At 71.2% G+C, this 26,966-nt stretch carries 23 protein-coding genes; 11 read left to right on the top strand and 12 right to left on the bottom strand.

Going from position 1 to position 26,966, the window contains the following annotated elements:
• Nucleotides 1-154: 154 nt before the first annotated feature.
• Nucleotides 155-2,122: a SpoIIE family protein phosphatase gene (locus ACZ4XD_RS03420; protein WP_468037715.1), complete on the bottom strand. Its 1,968-nt coding sequence runs from the start codon at nt 2,120-2,122 to the stop codon at nt 155-157.
• Nucleotides 2,123-2,676: 554 nt separating this feature from the next.
• Here ACZ4XD_RS03420 and ACZ4XD_RS03425 point away from each other — a divergent pair.
• The 3 genes from ACZ4XD_RS03425 to ACZ4XD_RS03435 all read left to right on the top strand — a co-directional run bounded on the left by ACZ4XD_RS03425 (nt 2,677) and on the right by ACZ4XD_RS03435 (nt 6,234).
• Nucleotides 2,677-4,356, top strand: a complete 1,680-nt coding sequence (locus tag ACZ4XD_RS03425; RefSeq protein ID WP_468037717.1) for a SpoIIE family protein phosphatase — start codon at nt 2,677-2,679, stop codon at nt 4,354-4,356.
• A 318-nt stretch (nt 4,357-4,674) separates the two neighbouring features.
• A complete protein-coding gene (locus ACZ4XD_RS03430; RefSeq protein ID WP_468037719.1) occupies nt 4,675-5,625 on the top strand; it encodes a terpene synthase family protein in 951 nt (316 codons plus the stop codon).
• 114 nt (nt 5,626-5,739) lie between these two features.
• Nucleotides 5,740-6,234 carry a hypothetical protein gene (locus ACZ4XD_RS03435; RefSeq protein ID WP_468037721.1) on the top strand — a complete coding sequence of 165 codons (495 nt, stop codon included), beginning with the start codon at nt 5,740-5,742 and terminating at the stop codon, nt 6,232-6,234.
• A 131-nt stretch (nt 6,235-6,365) separates the two neighbouring features.
• Here the strand turns inward: ACZ4XD_RS03435 and ACZ4XD_RS03440 are convergent, their stop codons facing one another.
• The 4 genes from ACZ4XD_RS03440 to ACZ4XD_RS03455 form a co-directional block, all read right to left on the bottom strand.
• Entirely contained in the window at nt 6,366-6,638 is a 273-nt protein-coding gene (locus ACZ4XD_RS03440) for a hypothetical protein (protein WP_468037722.1), read from the bottom strand.
• Complete coding sequence (locus ACZ4XD_RS03445) at nt 6,635-6,988, bottom strand: DUF6247 family protein (protein ID WP_468037796.1); 354 nt, start codon at nt 6,986-6,988, stop codon at nt 6,635-6,637. Before ACZ4XD_RS03445 ends, ACZ4XD_RS03440 begins: the two co-directional genes overlap by 4 nt.
• Nucleotides 6,989-7,118: 130 nt before the next feature.
• Nucleotides 7,119-7,832, bottom strand: a complete 714-nt coding sequence (msrA, locus tag ACZ4XD_RS03450; protein WP_468037724.1) for a peptide-methionine (S)-S-oxide reductase MsrA — start codon at nt 7,830-7,832, stop codon at nt 7,119-7,121.
• Between the two features lie 337 nt (nt 7,833-8,169).
• Nucleotides 8,170-9,330 (bottom strand): hypothetical protein, encoded by a 1,161-nt coding sequence (locus ACZ4XD_RS03455; protein ID WP_468037726.1) that lies wholly within the window; start codon nt 9,328-9,330, stop codon nt 8,170-8,172.
• A 200-nt stretch (nt 9,331-9,530) separates the two neighbouring features.
• Here ACZ4XD_RS03455 and ACZ4XD_RS03460 point away from each other — a divergent pair, with 200 nt between their 5' ends.
• On the top strand, nt 9,531-10,691 hold the full coding sequence (locus ACZ4XD_RS03460; protein WP_468037728.1) for a cystathionine gamma-synthase: 1,161 nt from the start codon (nt 9,531-9,533) through the stop codon (nt 10,689-10,691).
• Between the two features lie 19 nt (nt 10,692-10,710).
• Here ACZ4XD_RS03460 and ACZ4XD_RS03465 read toward each other — a convergent pair whose 3' ends face one another.
• From ACZ4XD_RS03465 to ACZ4XD_RS03475, 3 genes are all read right to left on the bottom strand, one after another.
• Complete coding sequence (locus ACZ4XD_RS03465; RefSeq protein WP_468037730.1) at nt 10,711-10,959, bottom strand: hypothetical protein; 249 nt, start codon at nt 10,957-10,959, stop codon at nt 10,711-10,713.
• The gene (locus tag ACZ4XD_RS03470) at nt 10,956-11,474 is read right to left on the bottom strand and encodes a sigma factor-like helix-turn-helix DNA-binding protein (protein ID WP_468037731.1); all 519 of its coding nucleotides are present in this window, start codon (nt 11,472-11,474) and stop codon (nt 10,956-10,958) included. The genes ACZ4XD_RS03465 and ACZ4XD_RS03470 overlap by 4 nt, the downstream gene beginning before the upstream one ends.
• A 143-nt stretch (nt 11,475-11,617) precedes the next feature.
• A complete protein-coding gene (locus tag ACZ4XD_RS03475; protein ID WP_468037733.1) occupies nt 11,618-12,118 on the bottom strand; it encodes a MarR family winged helix-turn-helix transcriptional regulator in 501 nt (166 codons plus the stop codon).
• Between the two features lie 209 nt (nt 12,119-12,327).
• Here ACZ4XD_RS03475 and ilvA point away from each other — a divergent pair, with 209 nt between their 5' ends.
• The 3 genes from ilvA (at nt 12,328) to ACZ4XD_RS03490 (ending at nt 15,853) form a co-directional block, all read left to right on the top strand.
• The gene (ilvA, locus tag ACZ4XD_RS03480) at nt 12,328-13,596 is read left to right on the top strand and encodes a threonine ammonia-lyase (protein WP_468037735.1); all 1,269 of its coding nucleotides are present in this window, start codon (nt 12,328-12,330) and stop codon (nt 13,594-13,596) included.
• A gap of 299 nt (nt 13,597-13,895) precedes the next feature.
• On the top strand, nt 13,896-14,987 hold the full coding sequence (locus ACZ4XD_RS03485; protein ID WP_468037737.1) for an ATP-binding cassette domain-containing protein: 1,092 nt from the start codon (nt 13,896-13,898) through the stop codon (nt 14,985-14,987).
• Nucleotides 14,984-15,853, top strand: coding sequence for an ABC transporter permease (locus tag ACZ4XD_RS03490; protein WP_468037739.1), 870 nt, complete (start codon nt 14,984-14,986; stop codon nt 15,851-15,853). Before ACZ4XD_RS03485 ends, ACZ4XD_RS03490 begins: the two co-directional genes overlap by 4 nt.
• A gap of 151 nt (nt 15,854-16,004) precedes the next feature.
• Here the strand turns inward: ACZ4XD_RS03490 and greA are convergent, their stop codons facing one another.
• Both greA and ACZ4XD_RS03500 read right to left on the bottom strand, forming a co-directional pair.
• Nucleotides 16,005-16,502: a transcription elongation factor GreA gene (greA, locus tag ACZ4XD_RS03495; RefSeq protein ID WP_387233207.1), complete on the bottom strand. Its 498-nt coding sequence runs from the start codon at nt 16,500-16,502 to the stop codon at nt 16,005-16,007.
• A gap of 366 nt (nt 16,503-16,868) precedes the next feature.
• Nucleotides 16,869-17,279 (bottom strand): DUF4307 domain-containing protein, encoded by a 411-nt coding sequence (locus ACZ4XD_RS03500; protein ID WP_468037741.1) that lies wholly within the window; start codon nt 17,277-17,279, stop codon nt 16,869-16,871.
• A gap of 131 nt (nt 17,280-17,410) precedes the next feature.
• On the opposite strand from ACZ4XD_RS03500, the gene mca reads away from it, so the two are divergent.
• On the top strand, nt 17,411-18,283 hold the full coding sequence (mca, locus tag ACZ4XD_RS03505; RefSeq protein WP_078885506.1) for a mycothiol conjugate amidase Mca: 873 nt from the start codon (nt 17,411-17,413) through the stop codon (nt 18,281-18,283).
• A 4-nt stretch (nt 18,284-18,287) separates the two neighbouring features.
• Nucleotides 18,288-18,539, top strand: coding sequence for an RAMP4 family protein (locus ACZ4XD_RS03510; RefSeq protein ID WP_468037743.1), 252 nt, complete (start codon nt 18,288-18,290; stop codon nt 18,537-18,539).
• A gap of 306 nt (nt 18,540-18,845) precedes the next feature.
• Here ACZ4XD_RS03510 and ACZ4XD_RS03515 read toward each other — a convergent pair whose 3' ends face one another.
• Nucleotides 18,846-22,127, bottom strand: coding sequence for a tetratricopeptide repeat protein (locus tag ACZ4XD_RS03515; RefSeq protein ID WP_468037745.1), 3,282 nt, complete (start codon nt 22,125-22,127; stop codon nt 18,846-18,848).
• 146 nt (nt 22,128-22,273) lie between these two features.
• Between ACZ4XD_RS03515 and ACZ4XD_RS03520 the strand changes: the two genes are divergently transcribed.
• Nucleotides 22,274-24,310, top strand: coding sequence for a thioredoxin domain-containing protein (locus ACZ4XD_RS03520; protein ID WP_468037746.1), 2,037 nt, complete (start codon nt 22,274-22,276; stop codon nt 24,308-24,310).
• Between the two features lie 339 nt (nt 24,311-24,649).
• Complete coding sequence (locus ACZ4XD_RS03525) at nt 24,650-25,960, top strand: amidase (protein ID WP_468037748.1); 1,311 nt, start codon at nt 24,650-24,652, stop codon at nt 25,958-25,960.
• On the opposite strand, the gene ACZ4XD_RS03530 is transcribed toward ACZ4XD_RS03525, so the two are convergent.
• On the bottom strand, nt 25,950-26,576 hold the full coding sequence (locus ACZ4XD_RS03530) for a TetR/AcrR family transcriptional regulator (protein ID WP_468037750.1): 627 nt from the start codon (nt 26,574-26,576) through the stop codon (nt 25,950-25,952). The genes ACZ4XD_RS03525 and ACZ4XD_RS03530 overlap by 11 nt on opposite strands.
• Between the last annotated feature and the right edge of the window lie 390 nt (nt 26,577-26,966).

Raw genomic sequence — 26,966 nt, forward strand, 5'->3', positions numbered from 1 at the left:
AACCCGCCCCTCCCGCCCGGGGGATCCGGACAGGAGGCGACGCGCGACGGCGACCGGGCTTCCTTGGCGAAGTGGTCCGACCGCGTCGCCGCGACACGTTGGTTCGGCCCCCTGTGAGCGTCGCGTTCGCTGCGCCTCCGAACAACGGCAGCGTTCAGAGCCTGCCCAGTCGTGCGACGAGGAGCGCCGCGTCGTCCGTGGAGCTGGCCGGACGTACGGCCGTCATCGCGTCACAGATCTCGTCCAGGGGTGCCTTCGGGTCGCGGACGGCTCGGCTCAGGAGCGCGATTCCCTGGTCGAGGTCGAGAACCGCTTTGCGGTCTTCGATCATCCCGTCCGTGTAGAGGACCATCAGGCTCCCTGGCGGGACGGGGTATTCCTGGTCGGCGTACACGTCGTGCAGGCCCATCCCCACGGGCGGCCCTGGCTCGCACTCCAGCACGGCTACCGATCCGTCCGGCATGACCAGCAGAGGGGGCGGGTGTCCGGCGAGTGCGATGCGGCAGCGTCCCACACCCCCGTCGTACACGACGCAGGTGCAGGTCGCGGCGAGTTCGCCGTCGCTGCCGGTGAACAACCCGTCCAAGCGGGTGAGCAGTTGGCCTGGCGGCAGCCCCACGGCCAGTAGCGCGTGCACCGAGGAGCGGTAGCAGCCCATCGCGGCGGCGGCGCCCACGCCGTGGCCGATCACGTCACCGATCCCCAACCCGATCCTGCCGCCGGGGAGCGCCACCGCGTCGTACCAGTCGCCCCCGGCCAAGGTGTCGTCTTCGGCCGGGCGGTAGCGGTACGCCAGTTGGAACCATTTCGCCGAGGGCAGCTGAGTGGGGAGCAGATGGCGCTGGAGCGCGAGAGCGGCCAGCCGTTCGCGTCGGTAGAGCAGCGCGTTGTCGATCGCGGTGGCGGTACGGGCCGCGATCTCGCGCGCCAGCAGCGTGTCCTCGGAACTGAAGGCCTCCACCTGCCGTAGGAAGGTCACAGCTCCGATCATCCTGCCGACCGCGATCAGCGGCACCGCCAAGCCGTGCAGCGCGGACCCGTCCTTCGTCGCGGTCTCGAATGCCACCGGCTGCGCCGAGCTGACGCACTGGGCGGCGGCCCGGAGCGTCGGACGTGGCTGCGGCAGCTCGTCCTCGGGACGGGGCCTGCTGGTGCCTGACGTGAGATTCAGGGGGTGGAAGAGAGGCTCCGGTGGCTCAGCGGGCTGCTCGCCCGACTCCGCCGCACGGGTATCGAAGGAATCGGCGGTCGGCTGCGCCGCGCTCTCCAGCAGATCGACCTCGACGGCTTCGGCGAAGGCCGGAACGCAGGCCGCCACCAGCTCGGTCGCGACGGTTCGCGGGTCCAGCCCCTGGCCGAGCCTGGCACTGACCCGGCCCAGCAGTTCCAGCCTGCGCCGCCCGTGGGCCGTGTCCAGGAGTTCGCCTCCGCCGTCCGCCAACTCGTAGACGATGCCTCCTACGCCCATGACCGTGCCGTCGGACCGTTGAAGCGGGAACAGGGTTGCGACGACCTCGTACGGATCGCCGTCCGGCCTGTTGGCCGCCACCCGGAGGTTCTCGATGGTCTCCCCTCTGTCCACAACACGGCGCAGCAACTTTTCCATCGCTTCCGGATCGGGCAGGTGCAGGACTTCGAGGGCGGACCGGCCCAGATGCTGTTCGACGGGGATGCGATGCACGCGGGCGTACGTCTCGTTGACGTACAGGAAGCGCAGTTCCGTGTCGATGACCGCCAGGCCGACGGGTGAGGAATGCAGAAGACGGTCGAGCGTGATCGTGTGGCCCTGGCTGGTCACCTGCGCCTCGGGGACCGCCACGGCGAGTAGGCCCGTACCGGTCGCCAGCGGAACCGGCACGGAGTGCCAGGTGACGCTGCGGCAGGTGCCGTCGCGGCAGCGGAGCCAGTCGGTGTGCACGCTGCCGGCGGTGCGCAGCAGTGCCTGGACGAGCGCACCTCCCCGTAGCTGCGTCCGGTCGGCGAGCAGCGCCGCGTCCCGGCCGATGACCTCCTGATCCGGATAGCCGGTCAGTGCCCGTGCGCCGTCGCTCCAGCGCTGGACCCGCCCGTCGGGATCGATGAGCGCGGTGGCGAGCGGGGGCCCGGAGGGTGGCTCGGCCACTACGAACGGTGGCGACGTGGATCGCCCACCAGGCCGACCTCCCGCCTGCGCAGAATCCACCGTGCACACCGTCCCCACAGCGTGGATGGGCACGTGCGCACGGGATGGCACGCGCCATCACTCACGTTCTTGCCGTCTTCACCAAGATAAGAGGTGGGGTGTGGGTTTTCCTGGTGAGCGGCGCCTTGCTCCACGGCGCGGCGGACCGGCAACGCGGCTGCCGTTTCTCTACCCGCTTCTCTCCCCGCTTCTCTTGGCCCGGCCGACGCGGTCTGCCGGGTGGGACGTCTAGCGCAAGATCCAGGAAGTCAATACCATGCGCACGATCCGGCCACAGCCGGGTCGGTCCGGCGATCTTCCCTGGAAGGGCGAGAGCACTCTCTGCTGCAAGAGCCCGTTCGCATCTAGGAGGGAATGGTGTCGCAGTCCCGCAGGCTCCCGAGTCGCCTAGCTGGCTGGATTTCATCGGTCACCCGTTACACTGCGTGGCCCATACGCTCGAGCCCGGTCGGCTCCTCGGAGCGAAGTAGAGCACGCCGCCGCAGGGAGATGCCGTGAAAGACGTCGGGTCGGTGCGTACTGCTGTTTTCCGGGAGGATGGGGACGATCCCGGCGCCTTCCAGGCCAACGCGAGCATCGTGCAGGCGGGTTTCTTCTGCTGGGAGATCTCCACCGGCGAGGTGAGCTGCGATCCGGTCACCCTCGCACTGCACGGCATGCCCGAGGACGGCCCGTCGGACATCTCCAGCTTCCTGGCCGCGGTACACGAGTCCGATCTGGCCGATGTGCGCGATGCGTTGGGGTTGATAGCGGAATCCTGCGGTAACTACCAGATCGAGTACCGCGTCACTTCCGGTGACGGCCGGTACCGGTCGCTGGAAGCCCGGGGCCGCGTCCTGCCCGACGCCGACGGGCTGCCGGCCCGCATGGTCGGAGTGGTCGTGGACACCACGGCCGTCCGTGAGCGCCACGAAGCGGAGAGGCTGCGGCTGTACGAGCGCGCCACCCGTGACCGCTGGATGCAGGAGCTGACCGCGGCTCTGGCCGCCGCGGTGACGGTCAAGGACATCATGGCCGCCGCGCAGGCAGGACTGCGTACCTTCGGAGCGGGCGCGCTGGCAGTGATCGCCCCGGAGCGGGACGGGTTGTCCGTCGTCGCCTCGTGCGCCGACGACGAGCAGGGGGAGGACGCCATACGAGTCCTCGACGCCACGGTCCGTTCGCTCGTCGAGGAGTCGCTCGACCGCAGGGCACCCGTCCTCATCGGCTCCGCGGACGCGCTGATCACCGGCCATCCGCACCTGGCGCCGCTGGAGCAGTCGGCCCGACAGGCGTGGGCGGCACTGCCGCTCACGGACTCGCGCGGTCGCGTCAGTTCCTGCCTCGTCAGCTTCCCCGAGCCGCAGGAATTTCTGCCCGAGGAGCGGGCCCTCCTGGTCGCCGCCATGGGACTGCTCGCCCAGTCACTGGAGCGAGCCGGCATGTACGAGTCGGAACACGCGCTCGCGACCGAGCTCCAGCGCGGCATGCTGCCGCGCGGGCCGCTCACGGCGCCGGGTGTGACCATCGCCGCCCGCTACCAGGCCGCCACCTCCGGTATGTGGATCGGCGGGGACTGGTACGACGCCATCAGCCTGCCCGACGGCGGCGTGGCCCTGGTCATCGGAGATGTGCAGGGACACAGCGTTCACGCCGCGTCTCTCATGGGGCGGCTGCGCACCGCCGTGCACGCCTACGCGAACGAAGGACACCCGCCGGCGGCCGTCCTGGAACGCACCAACCGCCTGCTGACCGAGCTGAACACCGACCCGGACCGGGCCCTGTTCGCCACGTGCTGCTACATCGCGCTCACCCCCTCCGATGGGCGGCTCCAGGTGTGCCGGGCGGGCCATCCGGCCCCAGCGCTGATCACCCCCCGCAAGCCGCCGCGCCTCCTGGAGGTCCCCGGCGGCCTCCCTCTGGGCATCGACCGGGAGCAGCGGTACCCGACCACCCGCCTGCGCATCGCTCCGGGCAGCGTGCTCGCGCTGACCACCGACGGCCTCCTCGAGGCCGTGAACAAGGACATCGACCAGGGCTACGAGAGGTTTCTCAAGGGTCTGCGAGGGGCTCCCACGGCGGACCTGGAGACCGTTGTCGATGCCCTCCTCGACGGTACGCAGGAGGCTCACGGCCTGGGTGACGACGTCGCGCTGCTCCTGGCCCGGCTGAACAAGCCCGACCGCCGCAGCTGACCGGGCCCGCCCGCCCCGGAATTCCCTCAACTCGCCGAAATCGCGGGGCACTTGCCTCCACCGCCAATCGAATTTCCCGTCCGTGGCACTGCCCGACGCAAGTCGAAGATCACCAAAGAAACGAGACCTCTGTCGAACGTCATCGACCGGCAGGGTAATTTACATCGGTGGTTGGGACTGCCTGGTCATGCTCCATGCGGGCCTTGGCATGCCGCATCGGCAATGTCGCTGGATGCCGCGAATGGCAGAGAATTACCGAGAGCGAGCTGACGTATGGAAAATTTCCGAATACCGGACCTTTACATACCCGTACGGGCAGTGCTCAATCCGGAACTCCAGGAGGCCACCGCGGCCGTTGACGCGTGGCTGGACGAGTTCGGTCTGGTGCCCACCGAAGAGGCGCGCCGGCATGTGCAGCGCACCCGTGTGGACCGGCTCACCGCGTGGCTGTGCCCCAACGCCTCACAGGAGGCGCTGACGCTGATCACCCAGTGGAACGCGTGGCTGTTCCAGTTGGACGACCAGTTCGACGACGACCCGGTGCGCGGTTACCACCCCGAGCAGTGGCGGGACGCGTTCGGGCCGTTGTTCGCCGTATTCGACGGAAACGTCACGAGTGGGCGACTGGCGCGTTCTCTGGCCGATCTGTGGCGCCGTACCGTGGCCGTCCGTTCCTCCGCATGGCAACGAAGATTTGTCCCGCACCTGTTGTGGTATTTCGACAGCTACCGAGCCGATATGATTCACCGGGAGGAAGGGCGTGTACCCGGCCTGCAGCAATATCTCGCCCACCGTCGTGCCTCATTCGCATTCGATGCGGTCCTGGACCTGGTGGAAATCGGTATCGGTGTGGACCTGCCCGACCAACTGCATGCGAATCCAGCCTTCGCGGACATGCGAGAGGCAGTGATCTACGCGAATGCCTGCATTAACGATCTCTACTCGCTGCCCAAAGAACGCGCCCACGACTACGCGTTCAACGCCGTCACGGTGATCTGCCACCACCACCGGTGCAGCCTCCAGAAGGCGGTGGAGCGAGTGGCCGTGATGCAGGCCGGATACGTCCAGCGCATCCTCGACCTCGAACAGGTCCTGCCCGAGCGGCTGGCACGTTCCGGCCTCGCCGACGACGTCATCGCCGACGCGCTCCGCTGCGTCAGGGACTTCCATGCACTCACCGCCGGGAACGTCGCCTGGTCGAAGGAGACCGGGCGCTATGCGGAGATAGAGGCCAAGCCGACCTATCTGGCCGATTTGTTCATTCCGTAGGCCCCACGGCTTCCGCGACTCCAGGCCGATGCCGGCTACCGAGTCCGCTGAGCCGGACCTACCGGCTCTCTTCCAAAGCCCACAAGCCGGCGCGTGTCCGCTACAACGGCTTGTATGACGGTCTTCTTCTGCGCGAAGTGCGGAGCCGAACTCACTTCGGACTTGGTGAAGTTGCCCTTCGTGCCGGAGGTCTCGGATCGTGACGTCGATCGGGACAAGGAGACACGTCTCGCACCGTCCGCTGTGCCGCGAGGACACTATGCGATTGATCCCGAGCCGTGGGGTGCACCGTTCGTCCCGCCGGCCGGCGAGCCTCGGCCGCACAATCCGCGCCAACTGCTCATGCCGCCCGAGCTGACCGACTGGACGTCGGCCGGCACGAGGAACACGGTCGTCGTGCATCCCGACGACGTGCCGACTCTGCGACTGCTGGAGCAGAGTGGCCGGCACCAGGGCTGTTGCGGTCCGCTCGGCACCGGGGGCCGCAACATGGCCTGCGGGTGCGGAGCCCTCGTCGCCACCCTCGCCGCCGACTGCATGGGCCCGTACGAACTCCACCTCGATCCCGTCCGGGCGTACGCGTTCGATACGAAAGGACCGGAGGCATGAGGGGCTGTAGACCTCGTGTAAGAGGGACTTAGCCATCTGCCTTCGCGACACCGACCGGGCAAGAGACCCCGCCCCTACGGGTCTTGCGTGTCAAGTCACCCCAGGTACCCGGGGTGCTTCAGTGGTGACGGCTACAGTGCGTCGAACGGTGGCATGATGCGGACGATGATGATCAGCGGGCCACGCGGTGCCACGAGGAAGTAGAACCAACCGCCGGCGGCGTCCATGCGGCGCAGGCCTCCGGGCCGGGGACCGTTGCCGAAATCGCTGACGTCGATGCCGGTCCTTGCAAGGTCTACGAGCTGGCCGGCCAGACGTTCCACTTCCGCCACCACATGGCCAGGGATGCCACCCGCCACATGGTCGTGGTCGGGGTCGTACTCCCAGCGCCAGTCAGCGCTCACCGGGCCGGGAGGCCGATGGCGGCGTGGGCTTCGTCCAGGATCCGGCCGATCTCAGAGGCGGCCTGCCGTACCTGAGCCGCGTCGCCCGATTTGGCAGCGTTCTCCCACCGGCGGAGGTCCGCTGCTGCATCGGGCTGACGCTGGATGTGGACATAGGCGGCCCACTGGGCGATGAACCGCTGGAGTGGTGCCAGGTCGGAGCCCTGCCGGGACTGGTCGGCCGCTTGGTCCAACTCCTGTGTGAAGGCCGGCAGAGCTGCGGGGGCGATCTGACTGATCGCCTGCCGCAGCGCGGCAACCGTGGCAGGGGGCTGGGGAATGAGTGGCTGCCCAGCGGCGGAGGTGGTCATGGCTACTCCCATGGGCGTGATTCTGATCCCGTGTGTCAGCGTATCTGGCACAAGCGCTCTCCCTCCGCTCGAACGAGTGAGGGAGAGACAGAGCGGCTGCCCGCGCTTGGACCGGCTTGGCGGGGGCGTTCTACTGCTCCGTGACTTCCGGGGCAGGCGCGATGCCCGTCGGGCAGGAAGCTCCCCAGTTCGTTTCGAACGGGTCACTTAGCTTGACCCCCGTCCCCCCGATCCCGCAGTACCCCGTCGGGTTCTTGTCCAGGTACTGCTGGTGATAGCCCTCCGCCGGGTAGAACGGGCGGCCGGTGGCGGGGAGGATTTCGGTGGTGATGTCGCCGTGGCCGGCGTTGTGGAGGACGGGGCGGTAGGCGTCGCGGGAGGACTCGGCGGTCTGCTGCTGGGTGGGGGAGTGGGTGTAGATGGCGGAGCGGTACTGGGTGCCTACGTCGTTGCCCTGGCGGAAGCCCTGGGTGGGGTCGTGGGACTCCCAGAAGAGCTTCAGGAGGGTTGTGTAGGGGACGACCGTGGGGTCGTAGACGACGCGGACGGCCTCGGTGTGGCCGGTGTGGCCGCTACAGACCTCTTCGTAGGTGGGGTTGGGGGTGTGACCGCCCTGGTAGCCGACGAGGGTGGTCCAGACGCCCTCGGTCTGCCAGAACTTCCGCTCGGCGCCCCAGAAACAGCCCAGCCCGAAATCGGCGATCTCCAAGCCGTCCGGGTACGGGCCGAGCAGCGGGTTGCCGAGGACGGTGTGCCGGTCGGGGACGGCGAAGGTCCGCTCGGGGCGGCCTTCGAGTGCCTCCTCCGGGGTGGGGAGCTGGTTCTTGAAGCGGGAGAACAGCATGGGGATCAGGCTCCTGGGAGAGGAGGGGCGGGATGACCTGGCTGGGGCGGGATGACCTGGTTGGGGGGATGACCTGGCTGGGAGGGGCGACCCGGCTGAGGCTCGGGCTGGGGCGGGGATGCGGTCGGCGGTCCGTGGCGGGCGGCGTGTGGCGGTGGTGACGGCGGCGGTCAGGCTGCACTCAGGGGAACACCCGTGGAGCGGGAGGCATTCCGGCCTCCCGTCTCCGGCCTCCCGTCTCCGGCCTCCCGTCTCCGGCCTCCCGTCTCCGGCCTCCCGTCTCCGGCCTCCCGTCTCCGGCCTCCCGCCTCCGGCCTCCCGCCTCCGGCCTCTGGGGTCAGCTTCCGGACGGTGGGAAGCCCGCGGAGGTGCCGCCGAGTTGTTCCCAGCCGGCGATGGCCAGGGCGCGGTAGGCGGCGTACTCGGCGGCGGGGCTGTGGCCGTAGGACCAGGGGACGGCGCCCACATGGCCGTCGACGAGGCGGAGCTGTTCCATGGCCTCGGCGTAGCGTTCGGCGCGTACCAGGAACCAGACCAGGAGATGGCGGACGTGCGGGGCCATGGGGTGGTCGGCGGGGGCCTCGCGGAGGGCGAAGTGGGCGCCCTCGATGGCGCGCTCGACGACCGCGCTCTGGTACAGGCTGCGGACCATGTTGGCCTCGGGGAGGTGCTCGTAGACCGCGAAGAGGGGGAGGGCCGGGAGGAGGGTCCCCTTGGGGGCGGCGGCCGCGGCGCGCTCGGCGAAGGACTCGGCCTGTTCGCGGGAGCCGTGCCACTTCTGTGACCAGTAGGGGAGCGCGGCGAGGTGGGCGCCCATGTGCTGCGGGGCACGCTGGGCGACCTTGGACCAGAGCTCTTCGTAGTCGGCGGGGCGGTCGTGCAGGCCGCGGGCGATCGCCAGCTCGGTGATGTACGGGATCGGGCTGCCGGGGGCCAGCAGCGCCGCTTCCCGGCAGACCGTACGGGCCTCCTCCAGAATCATGCGGAAGTCCTGGGAGCCCGGGTCGCGCAGCGCCTGCACGACGAGGAACTGGGCGTGCGTCTGGGCGCCGCCGGGATCCTTGGGCGCCTCCGAGCGCCAGGTGCGCAGCCAGATTCCGCCGGTCCGCCCGCCGTCGCCGTACCCGGGGCCCGTACCGCGCCGCTGCTGCTCCGACGCCTCCTCCGCGGCCAGCTCGAAGGCCGCGGCCCCGGCCAGTGTCTGCACCCGCTGCCAGCGGCGCTCCCAGTCGTCGCCGGTGGACTTCAGCAGCTCGGCGGCCGGGCGCCAGTCGTGCGTGCGGCGCATCTCGGCGAGCGCGTCGGCCAGTTCCTGGTCCGGGCCGGGGAGCCGTACGTCGAGCTGCTCCAGCGGTACGAAGCCGTAGCCCGCCATCGGGTCGGAGGCCACCACCAGGCCCTGCAGGGTGTGCTGTACGGCCCGTCGGCGTCGCATCCAGGGCAGGAAGACGAGGCCGCCAAGCGCGAGCGCGGCGAAGAGAACCAGCAGAGCGTCCATGTGGGGTGTCCTGTACCTGAAATTCTTGTAACGGCTGCCTGGGAGCTGCGGTGCGGTGGAGATGTGGGCGGCGGGTGCGAGGGGCGGTGTGCGGCGGGTGGCTACGGGAACCGCTGTGCGGATCCTCGTCTGTATCCACTATCCAGCCAACCAGAAAGTTCCGGAAAGTTCGGTTGCGCGGACGACTACCCTCGGCAGGCATGAGCGATCAGCGCGAAGAGCGCCACCAGCATTTTGAAACCCGTGCCATCCACGCAGGTCAGGAGCCTGATGAGGCGACCGGTGCGGTGGTACCTCCCATCTACCAGGTGTCCACCTACAAGCAGGACGGCGTGGGCGGGCTCCGCGGCGGCTACGAGTACAGCCGCAGTGCCAACCCGACCCGTACCGCCCTCGAAGAGAACCTCGCAGCTCTGGACGGCGGCCGCCGCGGCCTCGCCTTCGCCTCCGGCCTCGCCGCCGAGGACTGCCTGCTGCGGACCCTGCTGACCCCCGGCGACCATGTCGTCATCCCCAATGACGCCTACGGCGGCACGTTCCGTCTCATCTCCAAGGTCGTCGAGCGCTGGGGCGTGGAGTGGTCGGTGGCCGACACCTCCGACCCGCAGGCCGTGCGCGCCGCACTGCGGCCCCGTACGAAGGCGATCTGGGTGGAGACGCCCAGCAACCCGCTGCTCGGGATCACCGACATCGCGGCGCTCGCCGCCGTCGCCCGGGACGCCGGGGTCAAGCTCGTCGTTGACAACACCTTCGCCAGCCCCTACCTCCAGCAGCCGCTCGCCCTCGGCGCCGATGTGGTGGTCTACTCCACGACCAAGTACATGGGCGGGCACTCGGATGTGGTCGGTGGCGCCCTGGTCGTCAATGACGACACCCTGGGTGAGGAACTCGCCTACCACCAGAACGCGATGGGCGCGGTCTCGGGCCCGTTCGACGCCTGGCTGGTGATGCGCGGCATCAAGACGCTCGCCGTCCGTATGGACCGGCACAGCGCCAACGCGGAGCGGATCGCGGAGCTGCTGAGCTCCCACAACAAGGTGACCCAGGTCTACTACCCGGGGCTGGCCGAGCACCCGGGCCACGACGTGGCCACCAAGCAGATGCGGTCCTACGGCGGCATGGTGTCGTTCCGGGTCGCGGGCGGCGAGCAGGAGGCCGTCGAGGTCTGCAACCGGGCCAGGCTGTTCACCCTCGGTGAGTCGCTGGGCGGCGTCGAGTCGCTGATCGAGCACCCGGGGCGGATGACGCACGCCTCGACGGCCGGGTCGCTGCTGGAGGTCCCCGGCGACCTCGTGCGCCTCTCGGTCGGCATCGAGTCCGTCGACGACCTGCTGGCCGACCTGGCGCAGGCGCTGGGCTGACGGGACACGCGCCGGCCGTTCACCACCCCTCCGTGTGAGGGGTGGTGTGGGCCGGCGGGGGCAGCCACGGCTGGGTCGTGGCTGCCCAGACCAGTGCCGCCAGCACGAGGAGGGCGAGCAGTCGGCCGAGGTGCCGCGCCCGTCTGCGGTGGAGCATCAGCCGGCGGCCGCGGGCGGTGGCGCGCGCGGCCAGATCGGCCGGTACGAGCGGACGCGGTCCGGCCAGCATCCGCCGTACCTCGGTCTCCTTGCGGTCGGCGGGACTCATGGGGCGGTGGGTTCCGGTGTGGTTCCCGTTGCCGGTGCGGGGTCCGCTTCCGTTTCCGTAAACGGGGCCGGTCCGGGGCGGCGGCTGCGCATTTCCCCGAGGGCGTGCAGGCCGAGCGCGTGCACCCGCTCGGCGGGCAGGCCGAGTTGGGCGGCGGTCTGTTCCTCGGCCACGTCCTCGTGGAACCGCAGGACGAGCACCAGCCGCTCCTGCGGGGACAGCCGGTCCAGCAACCCGCCGCGCGGCCGGCGGTGGCGCCGGGCGGTGTGCGCGAACACGGCGGCCAGCTCCCGGCGGGTGTGCGCGTACGGATCGTCGCCGCGCAGCCGGTCCCAGTCGGCGTACGTCCGCGACAGCGCCCGGAGCAGCAACTCCTCGGCGGCCGGGGCGGGCCGGGTGGCGGGCTCGCCGGTCAGCAGGGTGGCGGTGTGCAGCAGCCGGCCCGCCGCGCCCGCCACGAACCGCTCGAACTCCCGGGCGCGGCGGCGCTCCTGCTCCGACCGCCGCTGTCGCACCGCGCCTCCCGGATGACGGACGCACGACTCCTGGGCTCCTATAGCACGGCAGTACGGCCGGCCGGTCAAGAGGCGGGACGGGCCGGGCGGCCCCGCCGGGGCGAGCTCGGGGCCCGCGTCGGGTCAGCCGGTGTGCGCAGGCGTCAGGACGCCGGGCCTGCCGGTGTCAAGGACGCGGTGATGTCGCAGAGGGAGGCGTTGAAGCGCGTCAGGAGGGTGGTGAAGGCGGCGCGCTCCTCCTCGGACCACTGCTCGGTCACCAGGGCCATCAGCGCACGGCGCGAGGTGCGCACCTCCTCCAGACGGGCGTGCCCGCGCTCGGACAGCTGGAGCACCACGGCGCGGCCGTCCTCGGGGTGGGTGGCGCGGCTGACCAGACCGGAGTCGACCAGCGGGGCGACCTGCCGGGTGACCGTCGAGGAGTCGATGCCCATACCGGCGGCCAGGGCCTTGACCCCCATCGGGCCTTCCTGGTCCAGGCGGTTGAGCAGCAGATACGCGGCGCGGTCCATGGAGTTGCGCGCCTGTCCGACGCCGCCGAGCCGGCTCTGTTCTGCACGGCGGGCGAAGACGGCCACTTGGTGCTGCAGCGCGTCGAGGAGAGCGGGGTCGGTGTGGGTCGTCATGTCCGAAGAGGTGGGCATGGCCGGGAGCTCGCTTCGGTGGAAGTGCGTATGGATGGGAGGACAGCGTACGCGGACCCGGCGCGGAGCGTACCTGCGCTGCCCATTCCGATAACGCCCCGTAGCCCCGGGCGGTCGTACGGGCTGCCGCCGTACCCCCGCCCGCCGCGTGACTGATCAGCATTCGGGCAGAAAAGGCCCTCCGGTGGGCGAACTGCGAGACTGGCGGCATGGCCGACCACACGCCGCGTACGCCGCAGGAGACCACCGCCGCGCTTCCCGCGGAGGGTCCGGCGGCTGCGATCACGGTCGATGACATCCGGGCGGCGCACAAGATGCTCTCCGGTGTCTCCCGGGCCACCGCGATGGAGGGCAGCCGCTATCTGTCCGGGCTGGTCGGCGCGCCCGTGCATCTGAAGTGCGAGAACCTCCAGCGCACCGGCTCATTCAAGATCCGTGGCGCGTACGTACGGATCGCCGGGCTCTCGGCGCAGGAGCGGGCGGCCGGTGTGGTGGCCGCGAGCGCGGGCAATCACGCCCAGGGGGTGGCGCTGGCGGCGTCCCTGCTGGGGGTGCGCTCGACGGTGTTCATGCCGGTCGGCGCCCCGTTGCCGAAGGTGGCCGCCACCCGTGAATACGGGGCGGAGGTACGGCTCCAGGGCCATGTGGTGGACGAGACGCTGGCCGCCGCCCAGGACTACGCGCGCGAGACCGGTGCGGTCTTCATCCACCCCTTCGACCACCACGACATCATCGCCGGGCAGGGCACGGTCGGGCTGGAGATTCTCGAACAGTGCCCGGAGGTGCGGACCATCGTCGTCGGGGTCGGCGGCGGCGGGCTGGTGGCCGGGATCGGGCTCGCGGTGAAGGCGCTGCGGCCGGATGTGCGGGTCGTCGGGGTGCAGGCGGCGGGTGCGGCCTGCTATCCGCCGTCGCTGGCGGCCGGGCGTCCGGTGGCGATCGAGGGGCTGTCGACGATGGCCGACGGCATCAAGGTCGGGCGGCCCGGCGAGGTGACCTTCGGGCTGGTCGAGGAGCTGGTGGACGAGGTCCGTACGGTCACCGAGGACCAGCTGTCCAGTGCGCTGCTGCTGTGTCTGGAGCGGGCCAAGCTGGTGGTGGAGCCGGCCGGGGCGAGCCCGGTGGCGGCGCTGCTCGCCGACCCGGAGTCCTTCGAGGGGCCGGTGGTCGCGGTGCTGTCCGGCGGCAATGTCGACCCGCTGCTGATGCAGCGCATCCTGCGGCACGGGATGGCCGCCGGCGGGCGCTATCTCTCGCTGCGGCTGCGGCTGACGGACCGGCCGGGGGCGCTGGCGACGCTGCTGGGGGTGCTGTCGGTGGCCGATGCGAACGTCCTCGATGTGGGCCATGTGCGGACGGATCCGCGGCTCGGTCTGACCGAGGTCGAGGTGGAGCTGCATCTGGAGACCAAGGGGCCGGCGCACTGCGCTGAACTGCGGGCGGCGCTGCGCGAGGCGGGGTACTTCGTCACGGAGTGAGCCTGCCGCGACGGATGCGGCAAAAGGGATGGGGCCATGGGGCGTCACGGGTATACCGTGGCGCCCCACACGCGTCGGCGAACATCTGTTTCCTCTGCTGTCGTCCTCCACTTCCCTCCACCGCTGCGCGCGAAGTCGGCAAAACGTATCGCGATGTATCGCGTCTGTGTCGTAGTATCCCGGCTGCGGGGTGCCGGTGCGTCATGGTGTCCCGTTGCGGACAAATGCCCACAGAGCAGGCGTAGACCGCCAACCGTAATATTCGACCTGGAACTGACCCAAGCCATGGGAGTACCCCTATGCCAGGCGCCATTTACGCCGAAGGTCTGGTCAAGACCTTCGGTGACGTGAGGGCACTGGACGGCGTCGACCTCGACGTCCCCGAAGGAACCGTCCTCGGAATGCTCGGCCCCAACGGTGCCGGCAAGACCACCGCCGTACGGGTCCTGACGACCCTGCTCCAGCCCGACCGGGGCAAGGCGGTGGTCGCCGGGATCGATGTGCTGGCCCACCCCGACAAAGTGCGCCGCTCCATAGGTCTGTCCGGCCAATTCGCCGCCGTCGACGAGTACTTGACCGGTCGCGAGAACCTGATGATGGTCGGCCAGCTCTACCAGATGAGCGGGCGTGACGCGAAGCGGCGAGCCGCCGAACTGCTGGAACGCTTCCACCTCGGCGATGCCGCGGACCGCACCGCCAAGACCTACTCCGGCGGTATGCGCCGCCGGCTCGACCTCGCGGCCGCATTGGTCGTCAGCCCGCCCGTGATGTTCATGGACGAGCCGACCACCGGCCTGGACCCCCGTAACCGCCAGGGTCTGTGGGACGTCATCCAGGAGCTGGTCGCCGGCGGCACGACCCTGCTGCTCACCACGCAGTATCTGGAGGAGGCCGACCGCCTGGCCCACGACATCTGCGTCGTCGACCACGGCAAGGTCATCGCCCGCGGCACCTCCGACCAGCTCAAGGCCCGCACCGGCGGCGAACGCGTCGAGGTCGTCGTGCACGCTCCCGAGCACCTCACGGTCGCCGACGAGGTCCTGCGCGGCTTCGGCAAGGGCGAGGGCACCGTCGAACCGCACACCCGCAAGCTCACGATCCCGGTGACGGGCGGCGCCAAGCTGCTCGCCGAGGTCATCCGCGAACTGGACCTCCGCGGCGTGGAGATAGATGACATCGGGCTGCGCCGCCCGACCCTCGACGATGTGTTCATCTCGCTCACCGGCCACGCCGCCGAGACCGCGGACGGCAACGGCAACGGCGCGGACGCCGCGGACGCCGGACCGGCAGACGGGGGCTCCGTCGGCAGGCAGCAGAAGCGCAGGAAGGCCGGAACGGCGGCCGACGCCCTGAACGCGGATGTGACGACCGACAAGGAGGGCGTGAAGTGACCACGGTGACCGAAGCGGCCGACACCGCCCCCGTCCGGCCCCGCGGCGGCTTGAGCCGTTCCGTACGCGACTCCCTGGTGGTCGCCAAGCGCAATCTGATACGGATGCTGCGCATTCCCGAAGTGGTGATCTTCGGGCTGATCCAGCCGATCATGTTCGTGGTGCTGTTCACCTACGTCTTCGGCGGTTCCATCAACATCCCCGGCGCCCCCGTGGGCGACGCCCAGGCATATCGCGAGTTCCTGATGGCCGGGATCTTCGCGCAGACGGTCACCTTCGCCACGGCCGGAGCCGGCGCGGGTATCGCCGATGACATGCACAAGGGCCTGATCGACCGGTTCCGGTCGCTGCCGATGTCCCGGGGCGCGGTGCTCACCGGACGGACCCTCGCCGACCTCGTGCAGACCGCGCTGACGCTGGTGGTGCTGGCGGTCGTCGCGCTGCTGATCGGCTGGCGCACCCACGAGAGCCTCGCCGAGGTGCTGGCCGGCTTCGCGCTGCTGCTCCTGCTCGGCTACGCCTTCTCGTGGATCGGCGCGCTCATCGGCCTCTCGGTGCGCACCCCCGAGGCGGCCACCTCCGGCGGGCTGATCTGGCTCTTCCCGCTGACCTTCATCTCGAATGCGTTCGTGCCGGTCAACGGCATGCCGGCGTTCCTCCAGCATGTCGCGGAGTGGAACCCGTTCAGTGCGACGGTGGCCGCCGCCCGGGAGCTGTTCGGCAACACCATCGACCGGGTGCCGAAGTCGGTGACCGGTGCCTGGCCGATGGAGCATCCGGTGGTGGCCTCGGTGATCTGGTCCCTGGTGATCATCGCGGTCTTCCGGACGCTGGCCGTCCGCAAATACCGGTCGGCCGCGGCCTGAGCGGGCGGAACGGCCCGCGGCGGGCCCGGCGGCACAGGGCGCGGGGGAGCCGGGCGGCGTACGGCCCGGCGGTCCCGAGCGGTGTCCAGCACGACGAAGCGGCCCGGAGCATCACGCTCCGGGCCGCTCCGACGTCTGCGGTGTCTCGGCCTCAGCCCGTGTACGGCTTGGCGTCGAGGATCTTCACGGTCGCCTTCTTGCCGTTGGGGAGCTCGTACTCCGCCTCGGCGCCGACCTTCTTGCCGTTCACGCCGGTGCCCAGCGGCGACTGGGGGGAGTAGGTCTCGATGTCCGAGCTCGCGTACTCCCGGGAGGCCAGAAGGAACGACAGCGTGTCGTCCAGGTCCCCGTCGAACGCGATGGTGACGACCATGCCGGGGGCGACGACGCCGGTCTCGGCCGGGGCCTCGCCGACCTTCGCGGTCTGGAGCAGCTGGGTGAGCTGGCGGACGCGCAGCTCCTGCTTGCCCTGCTCTTCCTTGGCCGCGTGGTACCCGGCGTTCTCCTTCAGGTCACCTTCCTCGCGGGCGGCCGCGATCTTTTCGGTGATCTCGGCGCGTGCGGGACCAGACAGGTGCTCCAGCTCGGCCTTGAGCTGGTCATACGCCTCCTGGGTAAGCCAGGTGACGTTCTCGCTGGTCTGGGTCACAGGTGCTCCTCGTCGGTACTGGGGATAAATCAAACGCCCTACCAGGAAGGTTTGCGCCTTCACAGGTGGGCGAAACCACGAGCCTAACAATTCCGGCACAAAACGGGGAAGAGGAAATTCACAGCGACCGCTCAGCAGCGCATCATGCCTGATCAGAGGCGGTCCCGACACGCCCCGTGCCGGCCGTGGCCCAGGCGACACGGGTGGGGCGGGCGGTGCGGTTGACCCTGCCGGTGGGGGTGTGGCCGGTGGGCCGGCAGGGGTGTGCGGAGGCGCGTGGGGCGGGCGGGGTGGCGTGAGAGGCCGGGCGGTCGGCGGTGGGGCTCGTGGGGTCGGCCGGTCGGTGGCGGTGGCGGGGTGGCGGGGTCAGCCCGTACCGGACGCCGTGCAGCCGACCAGCACGGCGTTGGTCGCCCGCTTCGTCGTCCGCACGGTGACCTCGGTGTCCACCTGGCCCGTGCGCTGGTCGACGGTGACGTCCTTGCGGCCGACCTCGGAGCCGTCCTCGGCCTGCGAGCGGAGCGTGCACACACCCTTGGCGTCGGTGTCCTTGACGACTTCGAGATGGACCTTGATGGCGTGGTCGGAGACCGCGTCCCAGGCGACCACCCGGCCGCTGAGGTCCTGCCCCGTGATGTAGGAGACACCGGACCAGCCGATCAGGCCCAGCAGCGCGACGCCGAGCACCGCACCAATGATCTTGAGCTTGCGGTCCGCGCGCTGATCCGCGGAACGGCCGTAGCGTCCGTCGGGGAGCCCGTCGCGCACCGCGGTCATGATCAATCCTCCTGGATACGGGGACCTCACTCATGAACCCCCGGGGGGTCCCCGCCCCTGGGAATACAGTGCCCCCTCGCTTCGGTCACTATAGGAGGCATCTTCTCCGGCCCTTCATTGAGGATCGAGTCTTGACTGAGCAGCTGCGATTGATGGCGGTTCACGCCCACCCCGACGACGAGTCGAGCAAGGGTGCGGCCACCATGGCCAAGTACGTGTCCGAGGGGGTGGACGTGCTGGTCGCCACCTGCACAGGCGGTGAGCGAGGATCCATCCTCAACCCCAAACTCCAGGGCGACCCGTATATCGAGGAGAACATCCACGAGGTACGGAAGAAGGAAATGGACGAGGCCCGGGAGATCCTGGGCGTCAAGCAGGAGTGGCTGGGCTTTGTCGACTCCGGGCTGCCCGAGGGCGACCCGCTGCCGCCGCTGCCCGACGGCTGCTTCGCCTTGCAGGACGTCGAGGCGGCGGCCGAGCCCCTCGTCCGCCTGATCCGGACGTTCAAGCCGCAGGTCATCACGACCTACGACGAGAACGGCGGCTATCCGCACCCGGACCACATCATGACCCACAAGATCACGATGGTGGCCTTCGAGGCGGCCGGCGACCCGGAGAAGTACCCGGAGGCCGGTGAGCCCTGGCAGCCCCAGAAGCTCTACTACAACCAGGGCTTCAACCGTCCCCGTACGGTCGCGCTGCACGAGGCGCTGCTGGCGCGCGGGATGGACTCGCCCTATGGCGAGTGGCTGGAGCGCTGGAAGCAGTTCGAGCAGCGTGAGCGCACGCTGACCACTTATGTCCCGTGCGATGAGTTCTTCGAGATCCGTGACAAGGCGCTGATCGCCCACGCCACCCAGATCGACCCCGACGGCGGGTGGTTCCGGGTGCCGATGGACATCCAGCGCGAGGTCTGGCCGACGGAGGAGTACGAGCTCGCGAAGTCGCTCGTGGACACTTCCCTCCCCGAGGACGACCTCTTCGCGGGCATCCGCAACAATTGACCCCATGATGAGCGCGACCAGCACCCTCGCCCTGACGCACTTCGTCACCCTTGCCGACAGCTTCGACAAGAACAAGGTGACCCCCGGCGTCCTCGGCTTCATCGTCTTCGCGGTCATCGGCGGCGCCGTGTGGCTGCTGATGAAGTCCATGAACAAGCACATGAAGAAGGTGGACTTCGAGGAGCAGCCGGAGGGCGGCGAGGCAGGCAGCACCGCCTCCGCCGCCGCGCCGGCCACCGAGCCGAAGACCAGCTGAGCGCGGGGCCTGCCGGTCCGCCCACGACGAGGACCGCTCGGCCCATGGGCCGGCCGCTCCGTGCGGACCGGCCGCTGCGTGGAGCCCCGGTGGTCCGCAGAGACCGGGTGGCGGTCGACGGCCGGCCGATGGACACGGCCGGCTGACCGGCCCGGCGGCTCGTCGGTCCGAGCGGCCGGCGAGCCGGGCCCGCGCGCCGTCGGGGCGTCACCACGCACGTCCGCGGCGGTGCGCCCCGGCGTACCCGGCGTCACTCCCTGCATCCCCGCCATCGCTCCCGCCATCGCTTCCGGGCCCGCCCCGCCGTCACTCCGCGTCGGCCGGGGCGATCAGCACGCCCATGACCTCGCGTGCATGGCGGTTCGGCACCATGCCCAGCCGCCAGGCCTGCCAGCCCGATTCCGGCTCCACCCCGCGCTCCAGCAGCAGCGCGAACGCCTCCGCGCAGTCCTCCAGCTTGGCGTCGCGGGTCGCATGCTTCTCCCGGACCAGCTGCGCCAGTTCCTCCTGGGCGACGGCCGTGCCCACCACGGAACCGCCCGGCGAGGCGAGCGGCAGCAGCGAGCAGCGCAGGAACCGCGCCCAGTCCTCACCACGACGGTCGCCGTAGCCGGCGAAGAGCCGCGCCGCCTCGTCGGCCAGCTCCAGGGCCTGCGCCGCCCGGCCGTTGCCGGCGTCGATGATCAGCAACTCCAGGCAGGACCACGCCTCCCCGTGGGGCACCCCGATCCGCTGGAAGTCCTTACGGGCGTCCTGAAGCAGCTGCCGGGCGAAGCCGCTGTTGCGCAGCGAGCCGGTCTGCTCGGCCCGCAGATCACGGGTGACCCGGCCCGAATGATGCCGGGCGCAGGCGAGTCCGTAGCCGTCCTGCATCCGGCTGAACATCGTCCGGGACCGCTCCAGCTGCCGCAGCGCCGCATCGCGTTCGCCGCGCTCCTCCAGCGCCTGGCCCAGGTAGTACATCGTCCAGGCCTCACCACGGGCGTCCTCGTGCTGGTGGTGCAGCGGCAGCGCCTGCCGCAGCTGGTCCACCGCGGGCCCCGGATCGCCGTCCACCAGCCGGGCGCGCGCCAGCTGCGTCATCGCCCAGGCCTCACCACGCTCGTCGTGCGTCCGGCCGTAGAGCTCCATCGCCGCCTGAAGGGCCTGCTCAGCGGCCGGTACATCGCCCCTGCGCAGATGCACCTGGCCGAGCTGGAAGTGCGCCCAGGCCTGGCCGTGCACGCTCTCGCTCTCCTCGTGAAGCTCCAGCGCCTCACGCAGCATGGCGACCGCGTCCGCGAGCTGTGCGCGGTCCCGCTCCACCGCGGCCAGGGCGTGCAGCGTCCACGCCCGGTCACCGTGCATATCCGCGCCGGACTGGAGCTCCAGCGCCTCACGGAGCTTGGCCGAGGCCTCGGTGAGATGGCCCTGCTGCTGGAGCGTGATGCCCAGATCCCGCAGCGCACGGGCGGCACCCGCCGGATGGTGTGCCTCGAAATACAGATCCACCACTGACGCAAGGGTCGTCCGCGCCTTGTCCAGCTCGCCGAGCTGCCGGGCCGCCACACCCGTGCGCCACTGCACCGAGCGGACCAGCAGCCCCTGCCCGACGGCCCGGGTCAGCTCGCTCAGCTCGCCCAGCCGGTAGAGATCGCCGCGCAGCAGGCAGTAGTCGGCCAGCGCGCCCAGCAGATGCGAGACCGCCGCCTGGTCCACGCCGTGATCGGCATGGCGCAACGCGGAGGTGATGAAGCTGCTCTCGTCGTCCAGCCACTGGAGGGCCGCGTCCAGGGAGGTGAAGCCGTGCGATCCGAAGCGGTCGGCGCGGGTGGACGTCCGGCCGTCGACCAGCCGGATGACCGAGTCGGCCAGCTCCGCATAGCCACGGATCAGCCGCTCCTGGGCCGCCCCGCGCTCGCCCGGCTCCTCCTCGTCCACCAGCCGGTCATGCGCGAAGCTGTGTACCAGGGCATGCAGGCGATAGCGCTCGCCGCGGACATGCTCGATCAGCCCCGCGCGGGCCAGCGTCGTCAGCTGCCGGGCCGCCTCGGCCTGTTCGACGCCCAGCAGCGCAGCCGAGGCCGCCGCCCCCAGGCTCGCCCGGCCCACCAGCGCCAGCCGGCGCAGCAGCCGACGGGCCGTCTCCGACTGGTCGCAGTAGCGCAGCCACAGGGCCCGCTCCACCGGCGACCGTTCCTCGTGGGCCGCGAGATCCGTGGCCAGCGCGGCGGGGGTGCGCGTACCGAGCGAGGAGCCCGCCACCCGCAGCGCCAGCGGCAGCCCGGCGCACAGCCCGGAGATCTCGTCGATCGCCCGCGAGTCGTACGGGCCCGCCGCGTCCGGGGCCTCGCCACCGCCCGCGGCGGTGGCCCGCAGCAGCTCCTCGGTGCCCGCGGTGTCCAGGGGGCCCACCGGCAGCTGATGCACCCATGCCTGGAGGTCCCCGGGCAGCTCCAGGGGCGTACGGGAGGTGACCAGCACCAGGCTGTCGGACCGCTCCGGCACCAGCGTGCGCACCTGCTCCGCATCCGCGGCGTCATCCAGCAGCACCGTCACCGGCAGGCCGGTCAGATGGTGGTGATACAGCTCGGCGAGCCGTTTGACCTGCTGTTCCTGGGACGGCCGCTCGCGGAACAGCAGCTGCTCGCGCGGCGCGCCCAGCCGGTTGAGCAGATGCAGCAGCGCGTCCCGGGTGGGCAGCGGCACCTCACCGGGGGTGTCACTGCGCAGATCCACCACACACGCGCCACGGAACTGATCGCGCAGCTGATGGGTGGCCCGCACCGCCAGCGCCGTCCGGCCCGACCCCGGCTCGCCGTGCAGCACCACCACCGTCGGCTTGGTTTCCGTGCTCGCGCGGGCCGCCTGCACCCACTGGGCGATCTGCGTCAGCTCCGCCCGACGCCCCGCGAACACGCCGTCCGGGCGCGGAAGTTGGGCGAACGAATGCTCCAGTACGGACCGCTGACGGGCCGCCGCGCTGCGGTCAGCGCCGCGCAACTGCGGCCCACGGCTGGACGTCGAGGCGGCCGGCTGGGACGCCGTGCCCCCGCCGCGGGCCGCTGCCGTCAGCATCCGCTGCTGGTCCAGGAACGGACGGATGCCCCGCACCTCCAGCGCCGTCAGCCACTGAAGCCGCAGCTGCTGGGCCCCGCCCGGCTGGCCGCGCTTCCCGGCTTCCTGGTGGGCCGCCGGCCAGTGTCCCGCGGTCAGCTTCAGGACCGTGGCCGCCGCCCCCGCCACCACCACGACCGCCCCTACGCCCAGCGCCGCGCCCGCGCCCGTGCCGTACGCGAGGTCCGCGCCGCAGGCCGCCACCGCCGCCGCGGCCGTCGCCACCGCGGGGGTCCCCAGCTCCTTGCGGGTCAGCCGCCGGCCCAGCGAGGGCTGACCGGCGGCCGCCTCGTCCAGCGCCCGCACATACGCGGAATACTCCTCGGCGGCGCTGCCCGCCAGCTCCTCCAGCGCCGAGCGCGCCCTGCTGAGCAGCGTGTCCCCGTCGAGCCGCCCGCCCGAGCGCCGTACCTCTTCCTCGACCGCCCTGGTCAACAGCGCTTCCGCTTCCGCCCGGTGGCCGTCGCGCAGCACAGCCAGTGAGCCCGGCATGCCATCCCCCTCCAGCAGTTCCAGCAGTCTCCGGCGGTGATCGTCGCCGCACGCACAGTGTTCCGCGTCCGCACGGATTCCGGCAGGGCTGTGGACAACTCCCTCCGCTCCCGGCTCACCGGCCCCCCTTGGGAGAGGATGGACCCATGCCGAACCGCCTGGCTCATGAGACTTCCCCGTATCTGCTCCAGCACGCCGACAACCCCGTCGACTGGTGGCCCTGGTCCGCCGCCGCGTTCGAGGAGGCCCGGCGGCGTGGTGTGCCGGTGCTGCTCAGCGTGGGCTACAGCTCGTGTCACTGGTGCCATGTGATGGCGCACGAGAGCTTCGAGGACCAGGCCACCGCCGAGCTGCTCAACGAGCACTTCGTGTCCGTCAAGGTCGACCGCGAGGAGCGCCCGGACGTCGACGCCGTCTACATGGAGGCCGTACAGGCCGCCACCGGCCAGGGCGGCTGGCCCATGACCGTCTTCCTCACGCCCGACGCCGAGCCGTTCTACTTCGGTACGTACTTCCCGCCCGAGCCCCGCCACGGCATGCCGTCCTTCGGGCAGATCCTCGACGGGGTGCGCAACGCCTGGGCCGACCGCCGCGACGAGGTCGGGGAGGTCGCCGGACGGATCGTCGCCGACCTGGCCGGACGTTCCCTGACCGGGGCGCTGCCCGCGGACCGGCGGCCGCCGGGCCCCGAGGAACTGCACGGCGCCCTGATGGGGCTGACCCGTGAATTCGACGCGGTGCACGGCGGATTCGGTGGCGCGCCCAAGTTCCCGCCGTCCATGGTGCTGGAATTCCTGCTCCGCCACCACGCGCGCACCGGGTCCGCCGGGGCCCTGGAAATGGTGCAGGCGACCGGCGCGGCGATGGCCCGCGGCGGCATCTACGACCAGCTCGGCGGCGGTTTCGCGCGCTATGCGGTGGACACCACCTGGACTGTGCCGCACTTCGAGAAGATGCTCTACGACAACGCCCTGCTGTGCCGGACCTACGCGCATCTGTGGCGGTCCACCGGCTCGGACCTGGCCCGCCGGATCGCCGTCGAGACCGCCGATTTCATGGTCCGCGAGCTCCGTACCGACCAGGGCGGCTTCGCCTCCGCACTGGACGCGGACAGCGATGACGGCACCGGCAAGCACGTCGAGGGCGCCTACTACGTCTGGACGCCCGAGCAGCTGCGCGCCGTACTGGGCGACGAGGACGCGGAGTTCGCCGCCACCTGCTTCGGCGTCACCGAGGAGGGCACCTTCGAGGAGGGCGCCTCGGTCCTCCAACTCCCGGACACCGAGGGCCTGGTGGACGCCGAACGGGTGGCCTCCCTCAAGCGGCGGCTGCTCGCGGCGCGGGAGGAGCGGCCGCGCCCGGGGCGGGACGACAAGGTCGTCGCCTCCTGGAACGGGCTGGCCATCGCCGCGCTCGCCGAAACCGGTGCCTACTTCGACCGGCCGGACCTCATCCAGGCCGCCACCGACGCCGCCGACCTGCTGGTCCGCGTCCACATGGACTGGCATGCCCGGCTGCACCGCACCTCCCGCGACGGCACCCCTGGTGCCAACTCCGGTGTCCTGGAGGACTACGCCGATGTCGCGGAGGGCTTCCTCACCCTGGCCTCGGTCACCGGGGAGGGTGTCTGGGTGGAGTTCGCCGGATTCTTCCTGGACACCGTGCTGCTCCAGTTCACCGCCGAGGACGGCGCGCTCTACGACACCGCGGCCGACGCCGAGGCACTGATCCGCCGCCCCCAGGACCCGACCGACAACGCGACGCCCTCCGGGTGGACCGCGGCGGCCGGTGCCCTGCTCTCGTATGCGGCGCTCACCGGCAGCGGTCTCCACCGGGACGCCGCGGAGCGCGCCCTGGGCATCGTCACCGCGCTCGCCGGGCGGGCCCCGCGCTTCATCGGCTGGGGCCTGGCCGTCGCCGAGGCCGCACTGGACGGGCCGCGCGAGGTCGCGGTCGTCGGCCCGCAGGGCGATCCGGCCACCGCCGCGCTGCACCGCGCCGCGCTGCTCGGCACCGCCCCGGGGGCGGTCGTCGCACTGGGTGCCCCCGGGGCCGACGAGGTACCGCTCCTCCAGGACCGCCCCCTGGTGGACGGCCAACCGGCCGCCTACGTCTGCCGTCAATTCACCTGCGAGCGCCCGACCACCGACCCGGAGGAGCTGACCGAGCGCCTCCGGGGGTGATCATCTGCCGGTGAACGGGCCCGGGCCCGGCGCACGGTTCACGGCGCTTCCGCGGCGGCGGCCCCCTTGGACGTACGGCACAACGGCCGTCCCAGGGGGCCGCCGCCGTGCCCTGGGGCCAGTGACGAAATGGCTCCTGACGCGGCGTCAAGTCTTCAAGTTCTGGCCTCGCTCGCCCGGCTGTACGGCATCGAGCAGGCGCCGCGGGGCCTGCGCGAGCTAGCCGAAGGGCGTCATCTGGGCGCAGTCCTGGGGGAGTTGGGAGGTCCCAGCCCTGGGACACCGTGGCGGAGCCAGCGACAACCCGCCGCTGTCAGAGGCCGGTTGTAGCCTCGCAACGTGACGAACTTGCTCAAGAAGCGATCCCTCGTCCAGGAAGCCGCGGCGCTGCGGGCCGGCACCGACGACCCCGTCGACGCGGTCCACCGCACCTGCGACCGCATTGACGCCGTCGATCCGGAGGTGCGGGCCTTCGTGGCGGAGACGGGGCGGCGTACCCGGCTCCTGGAGGCGGCGGGTCGGGCGGCGGCCGCCGTGCGGGACCCCGCCGGCCGGCCCGTGCTCCATGGCGTCCCCGTGGGCATCAAGGACATCGTGCGGGTCGACGGGCTGCCCACCCGCGCGGGCTCGGCGCTGCCGCCCGAGGTGCTCGGCGGGCGACAGGCCGGCGTCGTCGACCGGCTGTGTGCGGCCGGTGCGCTGATCGCCGGCAAGACCGTCACCGCGGAGTTCGCGGTCACCGCCCCGGGCCCGACCCGCAATCCGCACAACCCGGCGCATACGCCCGGTGGTTCGAGCAGCGGTTCGGCGGCCGCGGTCGCCGCCGGGATGGTGCCGCTGGCCATCGGGACGCAGACCGTCGGCTCGATGATCCGGCCCGCCGCCTACTGCGGAGTGGTCGGCTTCAAGCCGGGCTACGGGCGGATACCGGTCGACGGGGTGATCCCCAACGCCGCGAGCTTCGACACCCTCGGCTGCTACGCCACGGACGTGGCGGGTGTCGCCCTGGCGGCGTCGGTGCTGGTCGACGGATGGCGACCGGAGGCCGTGGTGGGGCGCGGGCCGCGCCCGGTACTGGGTGTACCGGCCGGTCCCTACCTGGAGCGCGCCGACGACGCGGCCCTGCGCGCCTTCGCGGAACAGCAGGAGCTGCTGCGGTCCGCCGGGTACACCGTCCACGAGGTGCCGGTGATGGACGACTTCGAGCAGATCGTCGAGCAGCTGTTCACGATGAACCGCTATGAAGTCGCCCGTGCGCACCGGGACTGGTTCGCCCGCTTCGGCGACCGCTACCGCCGGCAGACCACGGCGGCCATCCAGGAGGGCCGGACGATCGGGGACGCCGCCTACGAGGCGGCCCGCATACGGCGTCATGCCTTCCGCGCCCGGCTCGCGGCGGACCGCGCCGCGGCCGATGTCGACCTGTGGATCGCCCCGTCGGCCACCGGTCCCGCGCCCGCCGGTCTCACCACCACCGGCACCTCGATCATGTGCCTGCCGTGGAGCAACGCCGGGCTGCCGGCCATCAGCCTGCCCGCCGGCCGCGCCCCCAACGGCCTGCCGCTCGGCCTCCAACTCATCGGCGGATCCGGCATGGACGAAGAACTGCTCCAGGGGGCAGCGGGAATCGAGCACGCACTCAGAGCGTGAGGCCCCGCGCCAGCACATCCATCGTCCGGTGGATCAGCGCCTCCAGTTCGGTGCGCTGACCGCCCGCGACCCAGTTCAGCATCGCCTCCTGGAGCGCGGCCAGGACCGCGGCGCTGATCACCCGCAGCTCCAGGTCGTCGGCCGGGCGGCCGGTGCGCTCCGCCAGCACCGCGCTGATCAACGCGGTGTCCCGGGCGATGTTCTCCGCCGTACGGCCCCGGATGGCGGGTACGTCACGGACCAGCCGGATGCGCTGGACGAGTTCGCCGCGGTCCGCGGCGGTGAGCTCGCGCACCGCCTCTACCGCGACCCGCCGCATCGATTCGACCATCGGCTCGTCCGCGGGGCGGGCCCGCAGCCCCGCCTCCAGCACGGTGTCGTACTCGTCCGTGAGCACGATGTCTTCCTTGGTCGGGAAGTAGCGGAAGACCGTGCTCGGCGAGACATCGGCGGCCTCGGCGATCTGGTCGATGGGAGTCGCGTCGTACCCCTGCTCCTCGAAGAGCCGGTAGGCGGCCCGCCGGATCGCCTCCCGGGTCTGGATCTTCTTCCGCTCCCGGAGCCCGATCTTCGGTGTTCCGGGCGGCGCGGTGGCAGGGGTACGTGCGGAAACCATGCGCAGCATTGTCGGGCATCGCGCGCCCAGGAGGCCACGCCCCGGCCCGTGCGGGGACGGCGCCCCGGAGCGCGGCTTCGGGGCCGGCGGCGCGCTCAGCGCGGTCCTGCGCGCAGCGCTCTCCGTGCTCGCAGCGCTGTCAGCGTTGTCAGCGCCTTCCGTGCCCTCAGCGCTGTCAGTGGGGTGTGTCACGCTGGGGCGTGGGAATGATTACTGTGAGTGATGGGTGCGGGGGGTGTGGGCGTGCTCGGTGAAGGTTTCGGTACGGCGCGGGGGGGGGGGGGGGGGGGGGGGGGGGACGGGGGGGGGGGGGGGGGGGGGAGGGGGGGGGGGGGGGGGTAGGGGGCGCCCCCCCCCCCCCCCCCCCCCCTCCCCGCCCCCCGGGCCCCG

It is taken from the genome of Streptomyces sp. NPDC029466 (assembly GCF_055574515.1).

Coding starts and splice junctions, on each gene's coding strand:
- ACZ4XD_RS03500 (WP_468037741.1), bottom strand. CDS start 17,279: ATGACCGCGGTGCGCGACGGGCTCCCCGACGGACGCTACGGCCGTTCC.
- ACZ4XD_RS03460 (WP_468037728.1), top strand. CDS start 9,531: ATGAGCGATCAGCGCGAAGAGCGCCACCAGCATTTTGAAACCCGTGCC.
- ACZ4XD_RS03485 (WP_468037737.1), top strand. CDS start 13,896: ATGCCAGGCGCCATTTACGCCGAAGGTCTGGTCAAGACCTTCGGTGAC.
- ACZ4XD_RS03520 (WP_468037746.1), top strand. CDS start 22,274: ATGCCGAACCGCCTGGCTCATGAGACTTCCCCGTATCTGCTCCAGCAC.
- ilvA (WP_468037735.1), top strand. CDS start 12,328: ATGGCCGACCACACGCCGCGTACGCCGCAGGAGACCACCGCCGCGCTT.
- ACZ4XD_RS03435 (WP_468037721.1), top strand. CDS start 5,740: ATGACGGTCTTCTTCTGCGCGAAGTGCGGAGCCGAACTCACTTCGGAC.
- ACZ4XD_RS03510 (WP_468037743.1), top strand. CDS start 18,288: ATGATGAGCGCGACCAGCACCCTCGCCCTGACGCACTTCGTCACCCTT.
- ACZ4XD_RS03455 (WP_468037726.1), bottom strand. CDS start 9,330: ATGGACGCTCTGCTGGTTCTCTTCGCCGCGCTCGCGCTTGGCGGCCTC.
- ACZ4XD_RS03515 (WP_468037745.1), bottom strand. CDS start 22,127: ATGCCGGGCTCACTGGCTGTGCTGCGCGACGGCCACCGGGCGGAAGCG.
- ACZ4XD_RS03530 (WP_468037750.1), bottom strand. CDS start 26,576: ATGGTTTCCGCACGTACCCCTGCCACCGCGCCGCCCGGAACACCGAAG.
- msrA (WP_468037724.1), bottom strand. CDS start 7,832: ATGCTGTTCTCCCGCTTCAAGAACCAGCTCCCCACCCCGGAGGAGGCA.
- ACZ4XD_RS03465 (WP_468037730.1), bottom strand. CDS start 10,959: ATGAGTCCCGCCGACCGCAAGGAGACCGAGGTACGGCGGATGCTGGCC.
- ACZ4XD_RS03475 (WP_468037733.1), bottom strand. CDS start 12,118: ATGCCCACCTCTTCGGACATGACGACCCACACCGACCCCGCTCTCCTC.
- ACZ4XD_RS03445 (WP_468037796.1), bottom strand. CDS start 6,988: ATGACCACCTCCGCCGCTGGGCAGCCACTCATTCCCCAGCCCCCTGCC.